Raw genomic sequence first — 19,371 nt, forward strand, 5'->3', positions numbered from 1 at the left:
AATCAGCCCGCGCGCAGCAAGGATGATCTCGCCGGACCGTCATGCGTAGAAGACATCGCGCAAGCGGCGCTGTTTGGCTCAAATTCGGTGCAATCGATGCCGTTCCGCCGCGCGCTTGCGCCGCGACAGCAGCGAAAATGCTTTCATCGTCGCGCGCTGCGATCGTGGAGAGTTTAGCTGCCGCGCCGACCACATTCGAAATTCCATTTCATTGACGGTGAACTTGTCGCGCCGCATCATTTGCGCGTTGCTTTGAGGGCAATAGCGCCGGAGAAATCCGCTTTTTTCTAAACCATGAGCTTCGAACGACGGGGCGCGCAGACGGACACGTCTTGTGCGCGGGGCGGAGCCTTGCCGAAATGCAGGAGTGATGATGTCGACGAACAAGAAGACGGTGATGGATCGCCGCACCTTACTGCGTGCAGGCGCCGCTGCAGCTCTTGCCGCGCCGATCGGCGCCTATAGCGCGCAGGCGTTCGCGCCGCGCCCGGTCGCATCGGCGATCGACTTCTCCGAATTCCCGATCTGCAAGACCGCCTCCGATGCGCCCCCGCTGACCGGCGTGCCGCGCAAGTTGAAGCTGTCCTGGAATGCCGGCGCGGTCTGCCTCGCGCCGCTGCCGGTCGCGATCGACCACGGCTTCTTCCAGAAGCAGAACCTCGACGTCGAGCTCGTCAACTATTCCGGTTCGACCGACCAGCTGCTGGAGGCGATCGCCACCGGCAAGAGCGACGCCGGGCTCGGCATGGCGCTGCGCTGGTTGAAACCGCTCGAGCAGGGCTTTGACGTCAAGATTGCCGCCGGCACCCATGGCGGCTGCATGCGCGTGCTGACCCGCACCAATTCCGGCGTCGGCAAACTCGCCGATCTCAAGGGCAAGATCGTCGCGGTCGGCGATCTCGCAGGTCCCGACAAGAATTTCTTCTCGATCCAGCTCTCCAAGCTCGGCATCGACCCGGTGAGGGATGTCGACTGGCGCGCCTATCCCGGCAATCTGTTGAACGTCGCGGTCGAGAAGGGCGAGGTGCAGGCCTTCCTGTCGTCGGATCCGCTGGCCTATCTCTGGCTGAAGGATGCGCAGTACAAGGAAGTCGCCTCCAACCTCGACGGCGAATATCGTGACAAGAGCTGCTGCATCGTCGGCCTGCGCGGCAGTCTGGTGCGGGAAGAGCCGCATGTGGCGCGCGCCATCACCCAGGCGCTGCTCGATGCCGCGATGTTCACCTCGCAGAATCCGGACAAGGCGGCAAAATCGTTCCAGCCCTATGCGCCGAAGGCGGCGAGCCTCGCCGATCTCGAGGCGATGGCGCGCTACCACACCCATTACCATCATCCCACCGGCGAAGTGCTCAAGCGTGAGCTGAAGGGCTACGCCGACGATTTGAAATCGGTGCAGGTGTTCAAGCAGAGCACCGACACGGCCAAATTCGCGGAGCGGATCTATGTCGACGTATTCAGTGTCTGACACGACGGCCGCCGCCGCGCCGCGTGCCGCGGTCACGTTCGCGAACCTCTCCGGAAGCTACGGTGTCGGGCTTGCGGCGAGCCTCGTTTGGCTCGCGTTCGGGCTGTCGTGCCTCTATTGGCCCGATGTCGGCGACTGGTCGCGGACGGAGTCGCTTGGGATCGGCGCAATCGTGATCGCGGCCTTCATCCTGTTCGGCACATTCAGCGCGGATTATCTCGGCAGCGCCGGGCAGGCGTTGCGCAAGCGGGCGCCATGGCTGGTGGCGTTCGGCGCCTTCGTGACGCTGTGGGAGGTCGCCACCGCGAAATTCGCCTGGCTGCCGCTGCCGTTCTTCCCGCCGCCGCAATCGATCCTCGAGGTCTATACCGACGATCTGCCAAAGCTGCTCGACAGCGTGTTCGCCTCCATCAAGCTGCAACTCGGCGGCTACATCATCGGCGCGACGATCGGCTTTGTCACCGGCGTCTCGATCGGCTGGTCGCAGAAGATCGGTTACTGGGTGCATCCGGTGCTGCGCTTCATCGGTCCGCTGCCGGCGACCGCCTGGCTGCCGATCGCGTTCTTCACCTTCCCGTCGAGCTGGAGCGCCTCGACCTTCCTGATCGCGCTCGCCACCGGATTTCCGGTGACGGTGCTGACCTGGTCGGGTGTGGCGAGCGTCAGCAGCGCCTATTACGACGTCGCACGCACGCTCGGCGCCAAGCCGTCGTTCCTGGTGCTGAAGGTCGCGATCCCGGCCGCGCTGCCGCACGTGTTCGTCGGCCTGTTCATGGGGCTCGGTTCGTCCTTTGCGGTGCTCGTGGTCGCCGAAATGATCGGCGTCAAGGCCGGGCTCGGCTGGTACCTGCAATGGGCGCAGGGCTGGGCGGCCTATGCCAACATGTATGCGGCGCTGATCGTGATGTCGCTGCTCTGCTCCGGCGCGATCACGCTGTTGTTCAGGACCCGTGACCGCCTGCTGGTCTGGCAGAAGGGTGTCGTCAAATGGTAGTGCAGTCCACCGCCGAAGCGATCACCTATCCTGCGGTCGGCGCCGAGCTCGACATCGAAGGCGTCAGCCATGCCTTCGATATCGACGGCGCTCTGCTGCCGGTGCTCGACAATGTGAACCTGTCGATCGCGGCCGGCGAATTCGTCGCGCTGCTCGGCCCGTCCGGCTGCGGCAAGTCGACCCTGCTGCGGCTGGTCGCGGGGCTCGAGAAGCCGCGCGGCGGCGCGCTGCGCGAGGATGAAGTCCGCATCAGCGGCCCGCATCCGTCGCGTGTCGTGGTGTTCCAGGACCCGACGCTGTTTCCGTGGCGCTCGGTGTGGGACAATGTGGCGCTCGGGCTGGAAGCGCAGGGTATCCTGAAGGCGCAGCGGCACCGGGTCGACGCCGTGATCGAGCTGGTCGGCCTGTCCTCGTTCCGCAATGCCTATCCGCACCAGCTCTCCGGCGGCATGGCGCAGCGCGTGGCGCTGGCGCGCGCGCTGGTCAATGATCCGAAGATCCTGGTGCTCGACGAGCCGCTCGGCAAGCTCGATTCGCTGACGCGGATCGCGATGCAGGCCGAGCTCGTGGCGTTGTGGCAGCGCAAGGGCTTCACCACGCTGCTCGTCACCCATGACGTCGAGGAAGCGCTGGTGCTCGCCAACCGCGTCATTGTGCTCTCCGATCGCCCGGCGCGGATCAAGGCCGACATCGCGGTCGGGCGGCCATACCCGCGGCATCGCGGCGATCCCTATCTGGCCGAGCTGCGCAAGCAGATCCTCGGCCTGCTCGGACTGGAGGCGACATGGTGACGACCGCGGCGCGGGAGCTGCCGCCGACGAACGAGCCTGAGCATATCGCGCGCGCGTTGCGGCTCGCCGAGGTGTTTGCCGCGCGTGCTCCCGCGCATGACCGCGACGCCAGCTTTCCCTTCGAGAATTTCGCTGACCTCTCGCGCGAAGGCCTGCTCGCGCTGACCGTGCCAGTGGCGCTGGGCGGTGGCGGAGCGGGCGCGCACGATGCCACGCGCGTGCTCGGCATCGTCGGCAAGGCCGATCCGTCGACCGCGCTGGTGCTGTCGATGCACTACATCCAGCATCTGGTGATGGCGCGCAGCACGCGATGGCCGGCGCGTCTGTCGCGTAAGCTCGCCAGGGAAACGGTCGAGGGCGTGGCGCTGATCAACGCATTGCGCGTCGAGCCCGAACTCGGTTCGCCCGCGCGCGGCGGCCTGCCGGCGACCACGGCGCGCCGCACCGAAACCGGCTGGCGGCTGACCGGCCGCAAAATCTATTCAACCGGCGCGCCGATCCTGAAATGGTATTCGGTGTGGGCGAAGACCGACGAGCAGGACGCCCGTGTCGGATTGTTTCTGGTTCCCGCCGGCCTGCCGGGAACGCGGATCGAGGAGACATGGGATCATCTTGGCCTGCGCGCCAGCGGCAGCCACACCGTGATCTTCGACGACGTGGTGTTTCCGCTGGATTACGAGATCGACGTCCGCAGGCCCGACGACTGGAAGGTTCCTGACGTCACCCAGGCGACCGTGCATGCGATCTTCGTCGCCGCGATCTATGACGGCATCGCGCGCGCTGCCCGCGACTGGCTGGTCAAATTCCTGAAAGAGCGGGTGCCCGCCAATCTCGGCGCGCCGCTAGCGACGCTGCCGCGCATGCAGGAGGTCGTCGGCGGAATCGAGGCCCGCCTTGCAGTCAATGCCCGCCTGATCGACAGCTTTGCCGCCGATTTCGATAACGGCTTCCCGCTGTCCGCAATCGAGTCTAACATCATCAAGCTGACGGTGACCAATAACGCCGCAGCAGTCGTGGAGGATGCCTTGTCGCTGACCAGCAATCATGGCCTGTCGCGCACCAATCCGTTGGAGCGGCATTACCGTGACGTGCTGTGCGGCCGCGTCCATACCCCGCAAGACGATGCCACCCGTGTCTCCGCCGGACGCTCCGTGCTGGGCGTCTGAAACAACACAACAACAACGGAGTTGTCAGTCATGCCGGTCGAGTTCATCGGCTTCATCACCAACAACAATGCCTCCGAGACCATCGTCCGCTCAGGCCCGGTGCTCGATCCGCCCTATATCGAGACCGTCGCCAAGGCGCATGAGCTCGCCGGCTTCGACCGCGCGCTGCTGGCATTCCACTCGACCACGCCGGACGCGCTGCAGGTCGCACAGCATGTCCTGACCATCACCAAGCAGCTCAAGGTGATGATCGCGCAGCGGCCCGGCTTCACCGCGCCGACGCTCTTGGCGCGCCAGCTTGCGACGCTGGACCAGTTCTATGGCGGGCGGGTCTCGCTGCACGTCATCACCGGCGGCAACGCAATCGAGCTGCGCCAGGACGGCAACACGCTCGACGACAAGGACGAGCGCTACGCCCGCACCGACGAATTTCTCGACGTGGTACGGCTGGAATGGACCAGCGAGAAGCCGTTCAACTACAGCGGCAAGTATTACAACGTCGAGAACGGCTTCTCGCAGGTGAAGCCGTTGCAGAAGGGCGGCATCTACACCTTCGTCGGCGGCGGCTCGGATGCCGCGGTCGAGGTCGCGGGCAAGCACGCCGATACCTTCGCGCTGTGGGGCGAATCCTACGCCCAGGTGCGCGACGTCACGGCGCGGGTGCGCGCTGCCGCGGCCAAGCACGGTCGCCCGACGCCGCGCTTCAGCCTGTCGGTGCGGCCGATCCTGGCCGACACCGAGGAGAAGGCGTGGGCGAAGGCGGAGCATATCCTCGCGCGCGCCACCGCGTTGCAGGATCAGACCGGCTACCGCCGGCCCAATCATGCGACCGACGGCGCCAAGCGGCTGCGGGCGCTGACCGATCAGGGCACGCGGATCGACAAGCGGCTGTGGACCGAAATTGCAAAACTCACCGGCGCCAACAGCAACACGACAGCGCTGGTCGGCGCGCCCGAGCAGGTCGCCCAGGTGTTCGCCGATTACTACGATCTCGGCGTCAGCCACTTCCTGATCCGCGGCTTCGATCCGCTGGTCGATGCCATCGACTATGGCCGCGAGCTGATCCCGCTGACCCGCAAGCTGATCGATGCGCGCGACCAGCAGCGGGGGATCGCTGCCGAATGATCCGTCTCATCGTTGCGGCGGCGCTTGCGCTCGCCGCCATCGACCCGGCCTTTGCGCAGACCACGCTGCGCGTCGGCGACCAGAAGGGCAATTCGCAGGCCGTGATGGAAGCGGCCGGCGTGCTCAAGGACGTCCCCTACAAGATCGAATGGAAGGAGTTCGCCGCCGCGGCGCCGCTGCTCGAGGCGCTCGGGGCGGGCGCGATCGACACCGGCCTGGTCGGCGACGCGCCGTTCACGTTTGCGGCCGCCGCCAAGATCCCGATCAAGGCGATTGCCGCCGTGCGGCAATCGCGGGCAGGGCTTGCGATCGTGGTGCCTGAGAATTCCGCGATGAAAAGTTTCGACGATCTGCGCGGCAAGAAGATCGCAACCGGCCGCGGCTCGATCGGGCATCAGCTGATCCTCGCGGCGCTGGAGTCCAGGGGATGGCAGGCCAGCGACGTCCAGATCGTGTTCCTGGCACCGTCGGATGCCAAGGTCGCCTACACGCAAGGCTCGGTCGATGCCTGGTCGACCTGGGAGCCTTACGTCAGCCAGGAGGAGGTGCTGTTCAAGTCGCGCCTCGTCATCACGGCCGACGGCCTCACGCCGGGTCTCGGCTTCCAGGTCGCACATCCGGACGCGATCAAGGACAAGCGCGCCGAGCTCGAGGATTTCGTGCGTCGCCTCGCGGCCGCGCGCGCATGGTCGCAGAACAATGTCGAAGGTTATGCTGCGACCTGGGGCAGGTTGATGAACATCCCGCCTGCGGTGCCGCTGAACTGGCTGACACGGGCCAAGATCCGCATCGCGCCTATCGACGACAGCGTGGTGGCCGACGAGCAGAAGACCATCGACCTCTACGACCGCTGGGGCCTGATCCGGCAGAAGATCAACGCCGCCGACATCGTCGACCGCTCGTTTGGCGCGGCCGTGGAGAAGGGCGCGGGGCTGTAGGCTTCGCAATCCTGCTGCTTTCGGCCCTCACGGCGGAGGAGCGCGAATGTGCGTCTCGAACCATGGGCGCGCTCTATCCGCGTCATTGCGGGCGAAGCGAAGCAATCCATCGCGCGGCATATGCGGACCGATGGATTGCTTCGTCGCTATCGCTCCTCGCAATGACGGATTGGATAGGTCCACAGCCTCTCCTGATGAGGGGGGCAGCTTGCGATACCGCTAACGGATCCGTGATCGCCAAAACATCTATTCGTCGGCGCGCCTGCCTCCAGCAAGGATTTTCCCCGCGCGGCACCTTCCAGAAACGCAACGTTGCTATTTTCGCCGCGGCCTTGCCACCCCGGCCGGCACCGCCAACATCAAACAGAGCAACAATCGAGTCCGGGAGATCACCGTGGGCCTTCAACAAACTCGTATCGAGTCGCTGCCGTTTGTGACCGCTGAACTGAATTATCTCGCGCCGACGCCGGGCAAGCCCCGGACTTACGCTTTCGATCCGCCGCCCGGCGAACCCAAATCCACCGCGCTGCCCGAAGCCCATAACGTTCCGATCTTTGACGGGCGTCTGATCGCTGACAGCTTCTCGCTCGACCGCGAAGGCTTTGCGCTGGTCAAGCATCCGACCTTCGTGAAGGACTATTACGACGACAAAGAAGTCCGCAACGTTTACTACCCGGCCGTCGAAGCCTTCCTGAAGGCGACGCTGAAGGCGGATCGCGTCTTCATCTTCGATCACACCGTGCGCAAGCGCGTCGAAGGTGCGGCTGATATCCGTGGCGGCGGCCCGCGTCAGCCCGCAACCCGCGTCCATGTCGACCAGACCGCCATCTCCGGCCACAACCGGGTGTTCGAGCACTTGCCAGACGAGGCCGAGCAACTCGTCAAGGGCCGCGTCCAGGTGATCAATCTGTGGCGCCCAATCCGCGGCCCCTTGCGCGATGCACCGCTTGCGATGGCCGACGGCACCACGATTGCGCCGGAGGATCTGATCGCCTCCGACCTGATTTATCCGAACCGCAGCGGCGAAACCTATTCGGTGAAGTACAACCCGAACCATCGCTGGTTCTACATTCCCGAGATGACGCCGGACGAGGCGATCCTGCTGAAATGCTACGACTCGGCGACCGACGGCCGGACCCGGTTTGGACCGCACACGGCGTTTGTCGATCCAACCACGCCCGCGGATGCTGCGCCGCGCGAGAGCATCGAGCTCCGCACGCTGGTGTTCCATAAGCAGTAGAAGTGTCTGACCGCGAGACAAGTGTGCTCCCTCTCCCGCTTGCGGGGGAGGGCCGGGGTGGGGGCTCCCTCCACGAGTCACATCGCGGAGAGAACCCCCACCCGCCGCGCTTTGCGCGTCGACCTCCCCCGCAAGCGGGAGAGGTGAGGTGTGCCCGCGGATAGGCTGAGTCCATCAGCTCTGCTCTCAAACTTGGCACCCCTGTCCCAATAATGTTACGCCCGTCCCCCTTACTGCTCGGGGAGAGGGCTACTCATGGACGGCGTGGTGACGAAGGAAGCAGCGGGGATCGGGTTCCGCGCCCTGGTCCTTGCGCTTCTGGCATTGGCCTCTGGCCACATGCTGTCGACGCTGCTGCGCACGATCCCGGCGATCAGCCTCGATCTGATGGCGCGCGATTTCGGCACCTCGCCGCAGGCGCTGGCAAGCCTCACCTCGATCTACCATTTCTCCTTTGCCGCCTCGCAAATCCCGGTTGGCGCCGCGATGGACCGTTTTGGCGTGCGGCCGGTGTCGCTGAGCCTGCTCGGAGGTACCGTGGTCGGGACGCTGGTCTCGGCGCTCGCCACAGGGCCCGCGAGCTTCGTGCTCGGGCAACTGATGCTCGGCATCGCCACCTCGGGCATGCTGATGTGCCCGATGACGCTGGCGGCGAAGCAGATGTCGGCGGCGAAGTTCGGCCTGTGGTCCGGCCTGATCCTCTCGATCGGCAATATCGGCATGCTGCTGTCGGCAAGCCCGCTGGCCTTCGTGGTCGACCAGTTCGGTTGGCGCGCCGGATTCTGGATCTCGGCCGGATTCGGCATTGTCGTGCTGATCGCGGTGCTCGCGCTGGTGCCGCGGCAGCCGGCGGCGCATGCGGACGATTCCTCGCCGTTGCAGCAGATGGCCGAGGTGCTGCGGCTCGGCCTGTCGCGCGGCCTGCGCGGACTGATCGCGCTGTCGCTGGTGTCGCTCGGCGCCTCGCTGGTGCTGCGCGGACTCTGGGGCGGCCCGTGGCTGATGGATATGAAGGGTCTGAGCCGCATCGAGGCCGGCAATGTGCTCGGGCTGTTCACGCTGGCGATGATCATTGGCCCGGCCTGTATCGGCGCCATCGATCGCAAGTTCGGGCATCGCCGCACCATGGTGGCGTCGACCCATGCCGTCGCCGCGCTGCTGCTGGTGCTGATGGCGGCCGGCGCGCCGCATTTCCCGGTCTCGACCCTGCTCGGTGTCCCCGTGATGATGCCGGTGCAATATGATCTGGTGCTGCTGATCCTGATCGGGTTTGCGACCTCGGCGCAGCCGCTGATCTACGGCATGACGCGGCAACTGGTCGACGCTAAGGACACCGGCAAGGCGCTGTCGTCGGTCAATCTCGCTTTCTTCCTCGGCGCGGCGCTGCTGCAATTCAGCACCGCCGGCGTCGCGGCGCTGTTCGGGCTGCCCGCGGTGCTGCTGTTCATCGCCGGCGCGCTGGTGATCGGGATCGTGCTGTTCCTGATCTATACGCGGCCTTCAGCGGCCTAGATCGTCTGCGCCTGCTTGCGGATTTCGTTGGCAAGCGGCCGCAAGGAATCGACCCCGCGCGGCCCGACCAGGCTGTAGCCCGTGCCGCCGTCGGCCCAGGAGACACCCGCGATGTCGCCACCCGAATGCGCGGCCATCGGCGCGTTCTGATCCGACGTCATCGGACGGGTGAGGACCACAAGCCGCTCGCCGTGATCATCGTCGTACATGAACATGGCCGCCGGACCGTGCGCGGTCGGCACCACCCGTCCGCCCATCAAGCGATATCCCGATTTGCTCAGATCAGGCAGCTTGACCGGCTGACGCAGCCGGTTCGAGACCCATTGCACAAGCTCGGTGCTGCCGCGCAGCTCGACCGGCCGGGTGCGGTCCGAGGCGTAGACCTTGTAGGAATCGCTTGCTTCTTCGGCCAGCGCCGCAAGCCCGCCGGAAGGCGCCTGCGTCGCGCCACGGATCACCCATCCGCCGAGGCCGCCGATCGAGAGCATCAGCATCGCTGCGATGGCCCAGCGCAATGACGAGGGACGGCGGCGCGGGCGCTCGATCATCCGGGCGAGGTTGAGCTGCGGCGGCAGCGGTTCCTCGGCAATCGGCAGCAATGCCGATCGCAACAGGTTGCGCTCATCGGAGTAGGCGGCGATGCGCTTGGCCACATCAGGATGCTTTTCCAGATAGGCCGTGATTTCCGCCTCGCGCTCCGGCTCCAGCGCGCGATCCACATAGGCATGCAGATCGTCTTCGGTAATGGGTCGGTTGCTCATGTCTTGTTCCGCAATTGCACAATATTATTGTTTAGGTCGCCGGCAGTGCCCTCCAACTCCTGATGGAGCCGCTCGCGGGCGCGCGCCAGCCGCGACATTACCGTGCCGATGGGCACGCCAAGCACCTTTGCGGCGTCGGCATAGGACAGGTCCTCGACGCCGACGAGCAGCAGCACCGCCCGCTGGTCATGCGGAAGCCTTGCGAGCTTCGCCATGACATCGCGGTACGTCACCTTGTGCTCCTGCTCTGCGTCCTGGCCGAATGCATCCTCGTTGGTTTCGTCGATCGCGACATGGACGCCGCGCGTCGTTGCGCGGCGAAACTGGTTGATGGCGAGGTTATGAAGGATGGCGAACAGCGACGGCCGCGGATTGTCCGACCGCCGCTGCTCCCAGTGAATCACGGCGCGCTCCAGGCAGTCCTGCACCAAATCGTCGGCCGCTGCGTGATCGCGGACCAAGGCCCGCGCATACCGCCGCAAGGCGGGTATCAGGGGCTCGACGAGGCGCAGCATGTCGTTCATGGCGTTTGCACCTGGATGACCGCACCGAGTTTCGCCGGTTCACCTGATGCGATGACGAGATAGCGCCGTTCCGCCTTGGCCGCGCTCTGCACGATCTGGCGGATCGGACCCGCGGCGTTGACGATCGCAGAGCCGGCGGGGTTGGTCATGAAGGCTGCCAGCGGCTGCACCGATCCCGTCCCATCGGCATGTTCGGCCAATCCTAGCACGTAGGGCTGCTTGGGTTCGAGCCCGGTGACCGATGCCTGCACCACCTGGATCAACCCCTGATCGAACAGCGAAACGCTGGTCGGCGGCTTGTGGCCCTTGGCGTCCTTCTTCGCCGCGAGCGTGAGGTGGGCGGCCTGGCCGCCGACGCCGAGCGCCTGCAGGTTCTGGCGGTCGTCAGGGTTCGGCGCAGCGTTCGGTACATAGGCGATGGCCTGCGGCGCCTGGCCGATCGGGATGTTGGCGATCACCTTGTTGGTGGCGGTGTCGATCGCGGCCAGCGCATCGGCGTTTTCCAGGCCGACATAGACCCGCGTGCCGTCGCCGGACGGCCAGATGCCGTGCGGGAGGTTGCCGACGGCAATGGTCGCGACCTCCGAGAAGTCGTCGGTGCGGAACACCTTGACCTCGTTGGTGCCGCCGATGGTCACATAGGCCAAGGTCCCCTTGGCCGTCTTCGCGAAATTGACGTGGTTGGTGATCGGGCCGGTGTTGATCGTCTTGATCAGGTTGAACGGCGGCCTGGCGTTGAACACCTGGGTCCTGCCGACATCCTTCAGCGTGAACCACACCTGCTCGCCATCCGGCGTCGCTGCGATGTTCGGGCAGAACGGGCTTTCCTGCTTCACCTTGGCGACGATCTGATGGTCGGCGACCGAGACCACGTCGGTCTCCGGATTGAACGACGAGCAGATGTAGCCGTACTTGCCGTCGGGCGAGAAGATCTGCATGCCTGGTCCCGCCGGCACCTCGATCCGCATCGCTTCCTTGAAGCTCGAGGCGTCGATCACCGAGATGTAGTTCTCGCCGCGCACGGTGACCCATACCTCCTTGCCGTCGGGCGTGAAGAACGCCTCGTGCGGCGAACGCCCGACATAGGTGACGTGCTTGACTGCGTTGGTTGCCGTGTCGATGAAGGTCACCGAATTCGAGCCGATCGAGACGATGGCGAGGGTGTGGTGGTCGGGCGAATAGCCCATGCCGTGGACCAATACCTGTCCCTTGTAGAGCGGGCTGAAATTGCCGGGCTGCGGGTCGCCGAGCCTGATCACGCCGAGCAGCTTGTTGTCGACGGGATCGGTGACCGACACCGTGTTCGAGAACTGCTCGGCGGCGTAGACGCGGTCGTGATGGCTGATCGGGATATCGGGCGCGGACGCAGCTCCCGGCGCCTGTCCCGCAAACGCCGACGTCGACAGCGCGATCATGCTGGTGGCCAGCAGGCCCTTCACGAATGGGCTCGTCATCACTTGGTCTCCTGCTTCATCATGTCGTGGTGCATGTTCATGTGGTCGTGGGTGGTCGCCGGGCCGGGTGTCGCTCCGGCTTGTTGTGTCGGGGCGGGCGTCGTGTCCGTGACCTGTTCGCCGAGTGCGAGCTTCATGGCGTCGATCTCCTGGCGTTGCTCGACGATGATCTCCTGTGCGATCCGGCGCAGGCGCTCGTTCTTGCCGTAGCGCAGCTCGATCACGGCCATGTCGATCGCGCCCTGGTGGTGCGGCGTCATCATCGCGACGAAATCGCGATCGATGTCGCCGCTCGGCTTGGCGGCCATGTCATTCATCATCTTGGTCATCGCCGCATCGTTCTCGGCGAGGAAGGCGCTCTCGTCGGCCATCTGCGCGCTCTCGGCCGGATGATGATCGCCGTCATGTGCGAACGCGGCCGCGGCAACGGCGAGCAGGACGGCCGCGCCGAGCGGCGCGAGGCCGGATTTGAGGAATCGAGGAAGCATTGCGTCACCCTGGGAGTTGTCGGGGAAGCCCGAGCGGTCCGGCCTTGGCGTTTGGGCCTTGGGGCCGGCTTGCATGGGTGGGACGCGGTGGCGTGAGTTCTATTCCGTCGCCAGGTCGGTTCTTGTCGATCACGACTTGCTGATCGATGGAATACCCCGTTACGGCCGAACCGGCCGATTTGCGAATGGCAAGCCTCTGGCTATAAGAAGGAATTCCGGTCCTGATCGACCGGTTCCGCGATCCTCTCTGCGCAATCCCATGCGCCCACAAGGGCAAAAATGTCCGCCAAGATCGATCCGATCACCCGTTCCGTGGTCCAGCACCGCCTGTCGTCGATCGTGAAGGAGATGGGCGAAGCCATGCTTCGCACCTCCTATTCGCAGATCCTCAATTCCAGCCGCGATTTCTCGCTGGCGATCTGCGACACCGGCGGGCGGCTGATCGCGCAGGCCGACCATATTCCGGTTCACGTCGGCGCCTTGCCCTGGGCGACGCTCGCGGTCGAGGAACGCTTCAAGGATGTCGCGCCCGGCGACGTCATCCTGCTCAACGATCCCTATCAGGGCGGCAGCCATCTGCCCGATCTCACCGCCTTCGTGCCGGTGTTCGACGGCGGCAAGCGATTGCTCTGGACCATCGTGCGCGCCCATCAGAGCGACATCGGCGGTGCCACCCATGGCGCCTATAATCCGGCCGCGACCGAGATCTATCAGGAAGGCATTCGGATTCCGCCGATCAAGCTCTACGAGGCCGGCAAGCCGCGTGAGGACCTGCTCGACCTCCTGGCGCTCAACATCCGTAACCCCCGGGAATTCCGCGGCGACCTTGCGGCGATGCTGGGCGCCGCGCATCTCGGCGAGCGCCGCGTCGCAAAACTGTTCAGCGAGTTCGGCGCGGAGACGGTCGAAGCTGCCATCGAGGCCATCCTTGACGCGACCGAGCAGCAGACCCGCGCCGTGGTGTCGACCTGGAAGGACGGCGTGTTCTACGGCGAAGCCCTGCTCGACGATGACGGCCATGGCCGCACCGATATCAAGATCGCGGCCAAGGTGACCAAGACGGGCAGCGACATCGAGGTCGATCTCACCGGCTCCGATCCGCAGTCGACGAGCTTCGTCAACTCCTCGCATGCCAACATGCAGGCCGCGGTCGCGATGGCCTTTGCCTATCTGATCGACGCCGACATTCCGAAGAACACCGGCGCGCTGCGGCCGCTCAAGGTGGTGGCGAAGCAGGGCACCATCGTGTGGGCCGATCCCGGCCGCCCGGTGACGCTGTGCACCAGCCATCCCTCCAACGAAATCGTCGAAGCCATCATCAAGGCGATGTCGGCCTCCTGTCCGGATCGCGTGATGGGCGGCTGGGGCCGCCGGTTCCGCATCGCGATCCAGGGTGAGGATCCACGCAACGGACGCAATTTCATCTGGCACATGTTCCAGGCGCGGCCCGGCGGCGGCGCGTCGCCCGGCGGTGACGGCTACTCCTCGATCGGCGAATGGCACTCGGTCGGCGGTCTCAAATTCGGCAGCATCGAGGTTGCCGAGGTGCGCTTTCCCCTGCATTTCCGCCAGCACGAATTCCGGCCGGATTCCGGTGGCGACGGCCAGCATCGCGGCGGGCTCGGCGTCGCGCTCGACATGGTGCTGGAGACGGCAAAGTCCGCCAAGGGCAACACCGCCGGCGACGGCGCGCGCCACGGCCCGTGCGGCATGCTCGGCGGCAAGGACGGCGAGCCGCATCACTACCGGCTGCTGTCTGAGGGCCGCGAGCCGCGCGTGCTGAAGACCAAGGAGGTCGGCATCGAGCTGCGCCCCGGCGACTGCCTCGAGATCCGCTCGTCCGGTGGGGGCGGCTGGGGTCCATCGGAGAAGCGATCGGCGGAAGCGCGGGCGCGCGACGTCGCGCAAGGTCTGGTTTCGAAGGCGGTATAGGGCAGCGATGTACACGATTGGGGTTGACGTCGGCGGCACCTACACCGACCTGGTAGCAACGGATCAAACCGGGCGAACTGTGTTTGCGAAATCACCATCCACGCCGGCCGATCAGTCGGTCGGCGTCATGGCGGGGCTTGAGGAATTGGCGCGCCGCCTCGGCGTCACGCGCACGGCGATGCTCGCCGCGACCGATCGCCTCGTGCACGGCACGACGGTTGCGACCAACGCGTTGTTAGAGCGCAAGGGCGCCAAGGTCGCGCTGCTGACCACCGAGGGCCATCGCGATGTCGTCGAGATGCGCGAGGGGCTGAAGCCGGATCGCTACGATCTGCGCACGCCGCCGCCCGAGCCGCTTGTGCCGCGCGAACGACGGTTTGGCGTACGCGAACGGCTGAAGGCCGACGGCAGCGCGGCGGTTGCGCTCGATGCCACAGCGCTCGGCGACGTCATCGCCGAGGTGAAACGGTCGGCTGCGAACTCCGTCGCGGTCTGCTTCCTGCACGCCTATCTCAACCCGGCGCATGAGCTCGCCGCGGTCGAGCGGCTGGCGAAGGAGCTGCCTGACGTCAGCGTGTCGCGCTCGAGCGACGTGCTGCCGCAGATCAAGGAATATGAGCGCGTCTCGACCACGATCGTGAACGCCTATGTCGAGCCGACCGTGCGGCGCTATCTCACCAATCTCGAGCGAAGCCTGCATGAGGCCGGCTTCAAAGGCTCGCTGTTCGTCGTGCTGTCGCATGGCGGCATGGCGCCGGTCGAGGAAGCCTCGCGGCTCGCCGCGGGCACCGTGCTGTCGGGCCCGGCGGGCGGCATTTCCGGTAGCCGCCGCTGCGCCGAGATGCTTGGGATTCCCGATCTCGTGCCGTTCGACATGGGCGGCACCTCGACCGACATCTCGCTGATCGCAGATGGCGAGGCCTCGCTGTCGGCCGACGGCATGCTGGCCGGCCAGCGCATCGCGCTGCGCAGCCTCGACATCGCCAGCATTGCGGCGGGCGGCGGCTCGATTGCCGGCGTCGACGGCGGCCGCACCTTGCGGGTCGGGCCGGAGAGCGCGGGCTCGGTGCCGGGCCCGGCCTGCTACGGCAATGGCGGTCTAGCTGCCACCGTCACTGACGCCAATGTCGTGCTCGGCTATCTCGATGCCGCGGCCTTCATGGGCGGCGCGCGACCGCTCGATCGCGCGGCGTCGGAAGCCGCGGTCGACCGGATCGCGAAGGCGCTCGAGCTGTCGCGGATCGAGGCCGCCGCCGGCATCTACAAGATGATCAATCTGAAGATGGCCGACGGCATCCGCCTGATGACGCTGCGCCGCGGCGTCGATCCCAGAAAGTTCGCGCTGCTCAGCTTCGGCGGTGCGGCCGGCATGCACGCGGCCGAAGTTGCGCGCGAGCTCGAGATCAAGCGCATCATCGTGCCGACCGTCGCCTCCGTGCTGTCGGCCTGGGGCATGCTGACCAGCGATCTGCGCTATGAGGTCAGCCGCACCCATTACGGCACCGGCCGCATTTCCGCGGACGAAGTGCGGGCGCTGTTCGCCGGACTGGAGGAGCAGGCGGCCGGCCGTTTGCGCGACTGGTTCAAGGGCGACATCGCGATCGAGCGCTCGGCCGAGATGCGTTATGGCGAGCAGGTGTTCGAGATCGACGTGCCGCTCGGCGATCTCGATCTCGACGCCGCGGATCTCGTGGCGCAGATCGAGGAGCGCTTCCATCGCCGCCACGAGGAACTCTACACCTATGCCTCGCGCGGGCAGGAGGTGGTGTTCGTCAACGCCCGCGTCGCCGCGGTCGGCAAGGTGGCGCGCGGCGGCGGCGATGCCGGCGAGGCCGCCTCAGTCGCACCCTGCACGCCGCGCGGCAAGCGGCAGGCCTGGTTTGGTGCCTGGCGCGAGGTGCCGGTCTATGCGCTCGACGATCTCAAGCCGGGCCATACGCTGGCCGGTCCCGCGATCATTGAGGCCGAAACCACGACGGTTCTGGTCGACAGCGGCGATCGTGTCGCGGTCAACCCGCTGGGCTGGCTCGACATAACATTGCGCTGAGGTTCGCCTCCGCCATCAACATTTCATTTTCCCGGCATTGGCTTGGGCGATAAGGTCGCGTCCTCGGGAGGGAGCGCCGGCTGCTGCCGGCGTTTGTGGCGATGTTGATGCAAACAAAACGACAAACCGTGCTTTCGATATCTCTTGTCCTCGCAGCTGTTCTCGCGGCGTCGCCGTTGCGTGCGCAGCAGGCGCCGGAAGCGAAGACGGACAGCGACATCCGCGTCGGCAATGTCATGCCATACACCGGGCCGCTCGCCGCGTTCGCGACCATCGGGCGGGCGGAAGCGGCCTATTTCGACATGATCAACGAGCATGGCGGCATCAACGGCCGCAAGGTCAAATTCATCTCGGTCGATGACAGCTCCAATCCGAAGACCGCGATGGAGCAGACCCGCGACCTCGTCGAGAAGCAGGACGTGCTGTTGATGTTCGGCTCGTTCGGCACGCCGAGCAATCTCGCCGTGCGAAAGTATCTCAACGAGAAGAACATCCCGCAGCTGTTCGTTGCCTCCGGCGACGAGGAGTGGGCGCATCCGAAGAGCTTTCCCTGGACCATGGGCTGGCAGCCGACCTTCCGCGCCGAAGGGCGGATCTATGCCAACTACATCCAGGCGGCCTACCCGTCGCGCAAGATCGCGGTGCTGTGGCAGAACGATCAGTTCGGCCGCGATTTGTTCAAGGGGTTGCAGGAAGGGCTCGGCGATACCGCGGGCATGATCGTTGCCGATCTCGCCTTCGATGCATCGGAGACCGCGATCCAGAACCAGGTCGGAGTCCTGAAGGGCTCCGGCGCGGACATTTTGGTGTTCGACGGCGCGCCGGCGATCGCGGCGCGCGCGATCCGCGTGGCCGCCGACCTCGACTGGCACCCGGTGTTCATCCTCGACAACGCGTCGGCCTCGATCGCCAGCGCGTTGCGGCCGGCGGGCCTGCAGAATTCGCTCGGCGTGATCTCGACCTCGTTCCTGAAGGATGCCGGCGACGCCTCCTGGAAGAACGATCCGCAGATCAAGGCGTGGGACGCCTTCATGGACAAGTACTATCCCGACGGCGACAAGGACGATATCTACGCCGTGTTCGGCTATGCCGCCGCCGACACGCTGACGCAGGTGCTGCGCCAGTGCGGCGGCGACCTGTCGCGCGAGAACATCATGCGGCAGGCCGCCTCGCTGAAGGACTACCAGAGCCCGATCGCGCTGCCCGGGATCGTGATCAACACCGGGCCGAAGGATTTCCGCCCGATCAAGCAGATGCGGTTGGTGCAGTTCGACGGCAACGCCTGGCAACCGATCGGCGACGTAATCGAGAGCGCGTTCACGCCGGTGCGGGAGGATAATTGAGCACCGCAGCCGCTCCAACTCCGTCACCCTGAGGAGGCCGCGCAGCGGCCGTCTCGAAGGGTCGACGGCCCGGCTGTGGCCGTGCATCCTTCGAGACGCGCTACGCGCTCCTCAGGATGACGGTTAGGCCGTGCCGCACTCGGCTCCCTAAGTAACCGCCTACTTCTTCAGCCCATAATTCAGCAGCCCGCCCTTGTTCTTCGGCGGATGGGCGCGCAGGCCTTCCTCGTTCGGCTCGGTGCCCCAGCCCGGGCGATCCGGAATCACGAGATGGTCGTCGACGAACTCCGGCACGTGGGTGAACAGCTCGTGGTCCCAGGCCAGCCGATCGATGTCGGTCTCCATGATGCGCAGATTCGGCACCGCGGCGCAGAAATGCGCGTTCATCATGGTGCAGAGGTGACCGTAGAAATTATGCGGCGCGACGTTGACCTCGAAATGCTCGGCGGCCGCGGCGATCTTCATCGACTGCCAGACGCCGTTCCACGGCGTGTCGATGATCGCGACGTCCATCGCCTGCTCGGTGAAATAGGGCAGGAATTCGCGCAGGCCCAATAGTGTCTCGCAGGACGAGATCGGGTGCGGGCTCTGGCGGCGGATATAGCCGAGCGCCTGCGGATTGAAGGTGTCGATCTCGACCCAGAACATGTCCATCTTCTCGATGGCGCGCAGAATCTTGAGATAACCCTCGGTCTTGGCGTTGAAGTTCAGGTCGAGCAGGAGATCGACATCCGGCCCCGCGCCGTCGCGGATCGCCTCCAGATGCATGCAGAGATTGCGCAGCACAGTGCGGTCGACGTTGATCTCGGGCTGGAACGGCGCGCCGAAGCCGGGCCGCCAGCCTTGCGGCTTGCCGTCGGTGTAGACGAAGATGTTGGTCTTCATCGCCGAGAATTTCTTCTCGCGCACCTCGGCCCCGATCGCCCTGACGCCGTCGAGATCGGTGATAGCCGGCTTGTACCAATCCGGATGATTGATGCGCCAGGTCGCGCAATGCGACCAATAGACCCGCACGCGGTCGCGGATCTTGCCGCCCAGCAGGTCGTAGCAGGGCACGCCGAGCGCCTTGGCCTTGACGTCGAGCAGCGCGTTCTCGATTGCACCTAGCGCCAGCGCCACCACGCCGCCGGCGGCGGGGCGCGTTGCGGCGAACAGTTCCACATAGATGCGCTCGTGCTCGACTGCGTTCTTGCCGACCACGCGCGCCGACAGCCGCTCGATCGCGGCGGTCACGCCAGGCGCACCAAAGCCCTCGTCATATTCGCTCCAGCCGACCAGCCCATCCGCGGTCGTCACCTTGACGAAATGATAATTCCGCCAGCCGGCATCGCAGGCGAGCGTCTCGACGCTTTTAATGGTGGTGGATTTGCTCATGGTTTCCTGCCCGGCGTTTGTTGGTGTTGAAGAGACCACAATAGCGGATCGAGCAATGCGTCAACCGCACGGCGGCAGACCCTCAGCGCACGCTCGTTGCAAAGTACCGCGGCAATCGCTTGAATTCCGTCAAGTGGAAGAAAATTCCACTTGCATCACACAGTCGGCGCGGCTTCAAGTTCACGCAACAAGAAACTGAATCAGCCGATGGCCTCGG

General features: G+C 65.5%; 17 protein-coding genes. 11 read left to right on the plus strand and 6 right to left on the minus strand.

What is annotated here, in order from left to right; genetic code table 11:
* Positions 1-78: 78 nt before the first annotated feature.
* Positions 79-387 carry a hypothetical protein gene (locus tag ACVIGA_RS33110; protein WP_456669295.1) on the minus strand — a complete coding sequence of 103 codons (309 nt, stop codon included), beginning with the start codon at positions 385-387 and terminating at the stop codon, positions 79-81.
* On the opposite strand from ACVIGA_RS33110, the gene ACVIGA_RS33115 reads away from it, so the two are divergent.
* The 8 genes from ACVIGA_RS33115 (at position 374) to ACVIGA_RS33150 (ending at position 9,231) form a co-directional block, all read left to right on the plus strand.
* Positions 374-1,465: an ABC transporter substrate-binding protein gene (locus tag ACVIGA_RS33115; protein WP_456669296.1), complete on the plus strand. Its 1,092-nt coding sequence runs from the start codon at positions 374-376 to the stop codon at positions 1,463-1,465. The two genes, ACVIGA_RS33110 and ACVIGA_RS33115, sit on opposite strands and share 14 nt — an antisense overlap.
* The gene (locus tag ACVIGA_RS33120; protein ID WP_456669297.1) at positions 1,443-2,459 is read left to right on the plus strand and encodes an ABC transporter permease; all 1,017 of its coding nucleotides are present in this window, start codon (positions 1,443-1,445) and stop codon (positions 2,457-2,459) included. The genes ACVIGA_RS33115 and ACVIGA_RS33120 overlap by 23 nt, the downstream gene beginning before the upstream one ends.
* On the plus strand, positions 2,453-3,250 hold the full coding sequence (locus tag ACVIGA_RS33125) for an ABC transporter ATP-binding protein (RefSeq protein WP_456669298.1): 798 nt from the start codon (positions 2,453-2,455) through the stop codon (positions 3,248-3,250). The genes ACVIGA_RS33120 and ACVIGA_RS33125 overlap by 7 nt, the downstream gene beginning before the upstream one ends.
* Entirely contained in the window at positions 3,244-4,416 is a 1,173-nt protein-coding gene (locus ACVIGA_RS33130; protein WP_456669299.1) for an acyl-CoA dehydrogenase family protein, read from the plus strand. Before ACVIGA_RS33125 ends, ACVIGA_RS33130 begins: the two co-directional genes overlap by 7 nt.
* 30 nt (positions 4,417-4,446) lie before the next feature.
* Entirely contained in the window at positions 4,447-5,541 is a 1,095-nt protein-coding gene (locus ACVIGA_RS33135) for an LLM class flavin-dependent oxidoreductase (protein WP_456669300.1), read from the plus strand.
* Positions 5,538-6,479, plus strand: a complete 942-nt coding sequence (locus ACVIGA_RS33140; RefSeq protein ID WP_456669301.1) for an aliphatic sulfonate ABC transporter substrate-binding protein — start codon at positions 5,538-5,540, stop codon at positions 6,477-6,479. The genes ACVIGA_RS33135 and ACVIGA_RS33140 overlap by 4 nt, the downstream gene beginning before the upstream one ends.
* Before the next feature lie 394 nt (positions 6,480-6,873).
* A complete protein-coding gene (locus tag ACVIGA_RS33145; RefSeq protein ID WP_456669302.1) occupies positions 6,874-7,719 on the plus strand; it encodes a CmcJ/NvfI family oxidoreductase in 846 nt (281 codons plus the stop codon).
* Positions 7,720-7,974: 255 nt separating this feature from the next.
* Positions 7,975-9,231: an MFS transporter gene (locus tag ACVIGA_RS33150; protein WP_456669303.1), complete on the plus strand. Its 1,257-nt coding sequence runs from the start codon at positions 7,975-7,977 to the stop codon at positions 9,229-9,231.
* Here ACVIGA_RS33150 and ACVIGA_RS33155 read toward each other — a convergent pair.
* Genes ACVIGA_RS33155 through ACVIGA_RS33170 form a run of 4 tightly spaced genes read right to left on the minus strand, consistent with a single transcriptional unit; the run spans position 9,228 to position 12,458 of the window.
* On the minus strand, positions 9,228-9,992 hold the full coding sequence (locus tag ACVIGA_RS33155; protein WP_456669304.1) for an anti-sigma factor family protein: 765 nt from the start codon (positions 9,990-9,992) through the stop codon (positions 9,228-9,230). The two genes, ACVIGA_RS33150 and ACVIGA_RS33155, sit on opposite strands and share 4 nt — an antisense overlap.
* Positions 9,989-10,516 (minus strand): RNA polymerase sigma factor, encoded by a 528-nt coding sequence (locus tag ACVIGA_RS33160; protein ID WP_456669305.1) that lies wholly within the window; start codon positions 10,514-10,516, stop codon positions 9,989-9,991. Before ACVIGA_RS33160 ends, ACVIGA_RS33155 begins: the two co-directional genes overlap by 4 nt.
* On the minus strand, positions 10,513-11,970 hold the full coding sequence (locus ACVIGA_RS33165; RefSeq protein WP_456669306.1) for a YncE family protein: 1,458 nt from the start codon (positions 11,968-11,970) through the stop codon (positions 10,513-10,515). Before ACVIGA_RS33165 ends, ACVIGA_RS33160 begins: the two co-directional genes overlap by 4 nt.
* Positions 11,970-12,458 carry a DUF305 domain-containing protein gene (locus tag ACVIGA_RS33170; protein ID WP_456669307.1) on the minus strand — a complete coding sequence of 163 codons (489 nt, stop codon included), beginning with the start codon at positions 12,456-12,458 and terminating at the stop codon, positions 11,970-11,972. Before ACVIGA_RS33170 ends, ACVIGA_RS33165 begins: the two co-directional genes overlap by 1 nt.
* Positions 12,459-12,737: 279 nt before the next feature.
* On the opposite strand from ACVIGA_RS33170, the gene ACVIGA_RS33175 reads away from it, so the two are divergent.
* The 3 genes from ACVIGA_RS33175 (at position 12,738) to ACVIGA_RS33185 (ending at position 17,780) form a co-directional block, all read left to right on the plus strand.
* Positions 12,738-14,390 (plus strand): hydantoinase B/oxoprolinase family protein, encoded by a 1,653-nt coding sequence (locus ACVIGA_RS33175; RefSeq protein WP_456669308.1) that lies wholly within the window; start codon positions 12,738-12,740, stop codon positions 14,388-14,390.
* 7 nt (positions 14,391-14,397) lie between these two features.
* On the plus strand, positions 14,398-16,437 hold the full coding sequence (locus tag ACVIGA_RS33180; RefSeq protein ID WP_456669309.1) for a hydantoinase/oxoprolinase family protein: 2,040 nt from the start codon (positions 14,398-14,400) through the stop codon (positions 16,435-16,437).
* Positions 16,438-16,544: 107 nt separating this feature from the next.
* Complete coding sequence (locus tag ACVIGA_RS33185) at positions 16,545-17,780, plus strand: ABC transporter substrate-binding protein (protein WP_456669310.1); 1,236 nt, start codon at positions 16,545-16,547, stop codon at positions 17,778-17,780.
* 159 nt (positions 17,781-17,939) lie between these two features.
* On the opposite strand, the gene ACVIGA_RS33190 is transcribed toward ACVIGA_RS33185, so the two are convergent.
* Positions 17,940-19,154 (minus strand): mandelate racemase/muconate lactonizing enzyme family protein, encoded by a 1,215-nt coding sequence (locus ACVIGA_RS33190; RefSeq protein ID WP_456669311.1) that lies wholly within the window; start codon positions 19,152-19,154, stop codon positions 17,940-17,942.
* Between the last annotated feature and the right edge of the window lie 217 nt (positions 19,155-19,371).

This window comes from Bradyrhizobium sp. USDA 3240, from assembly GCF_054063295.1.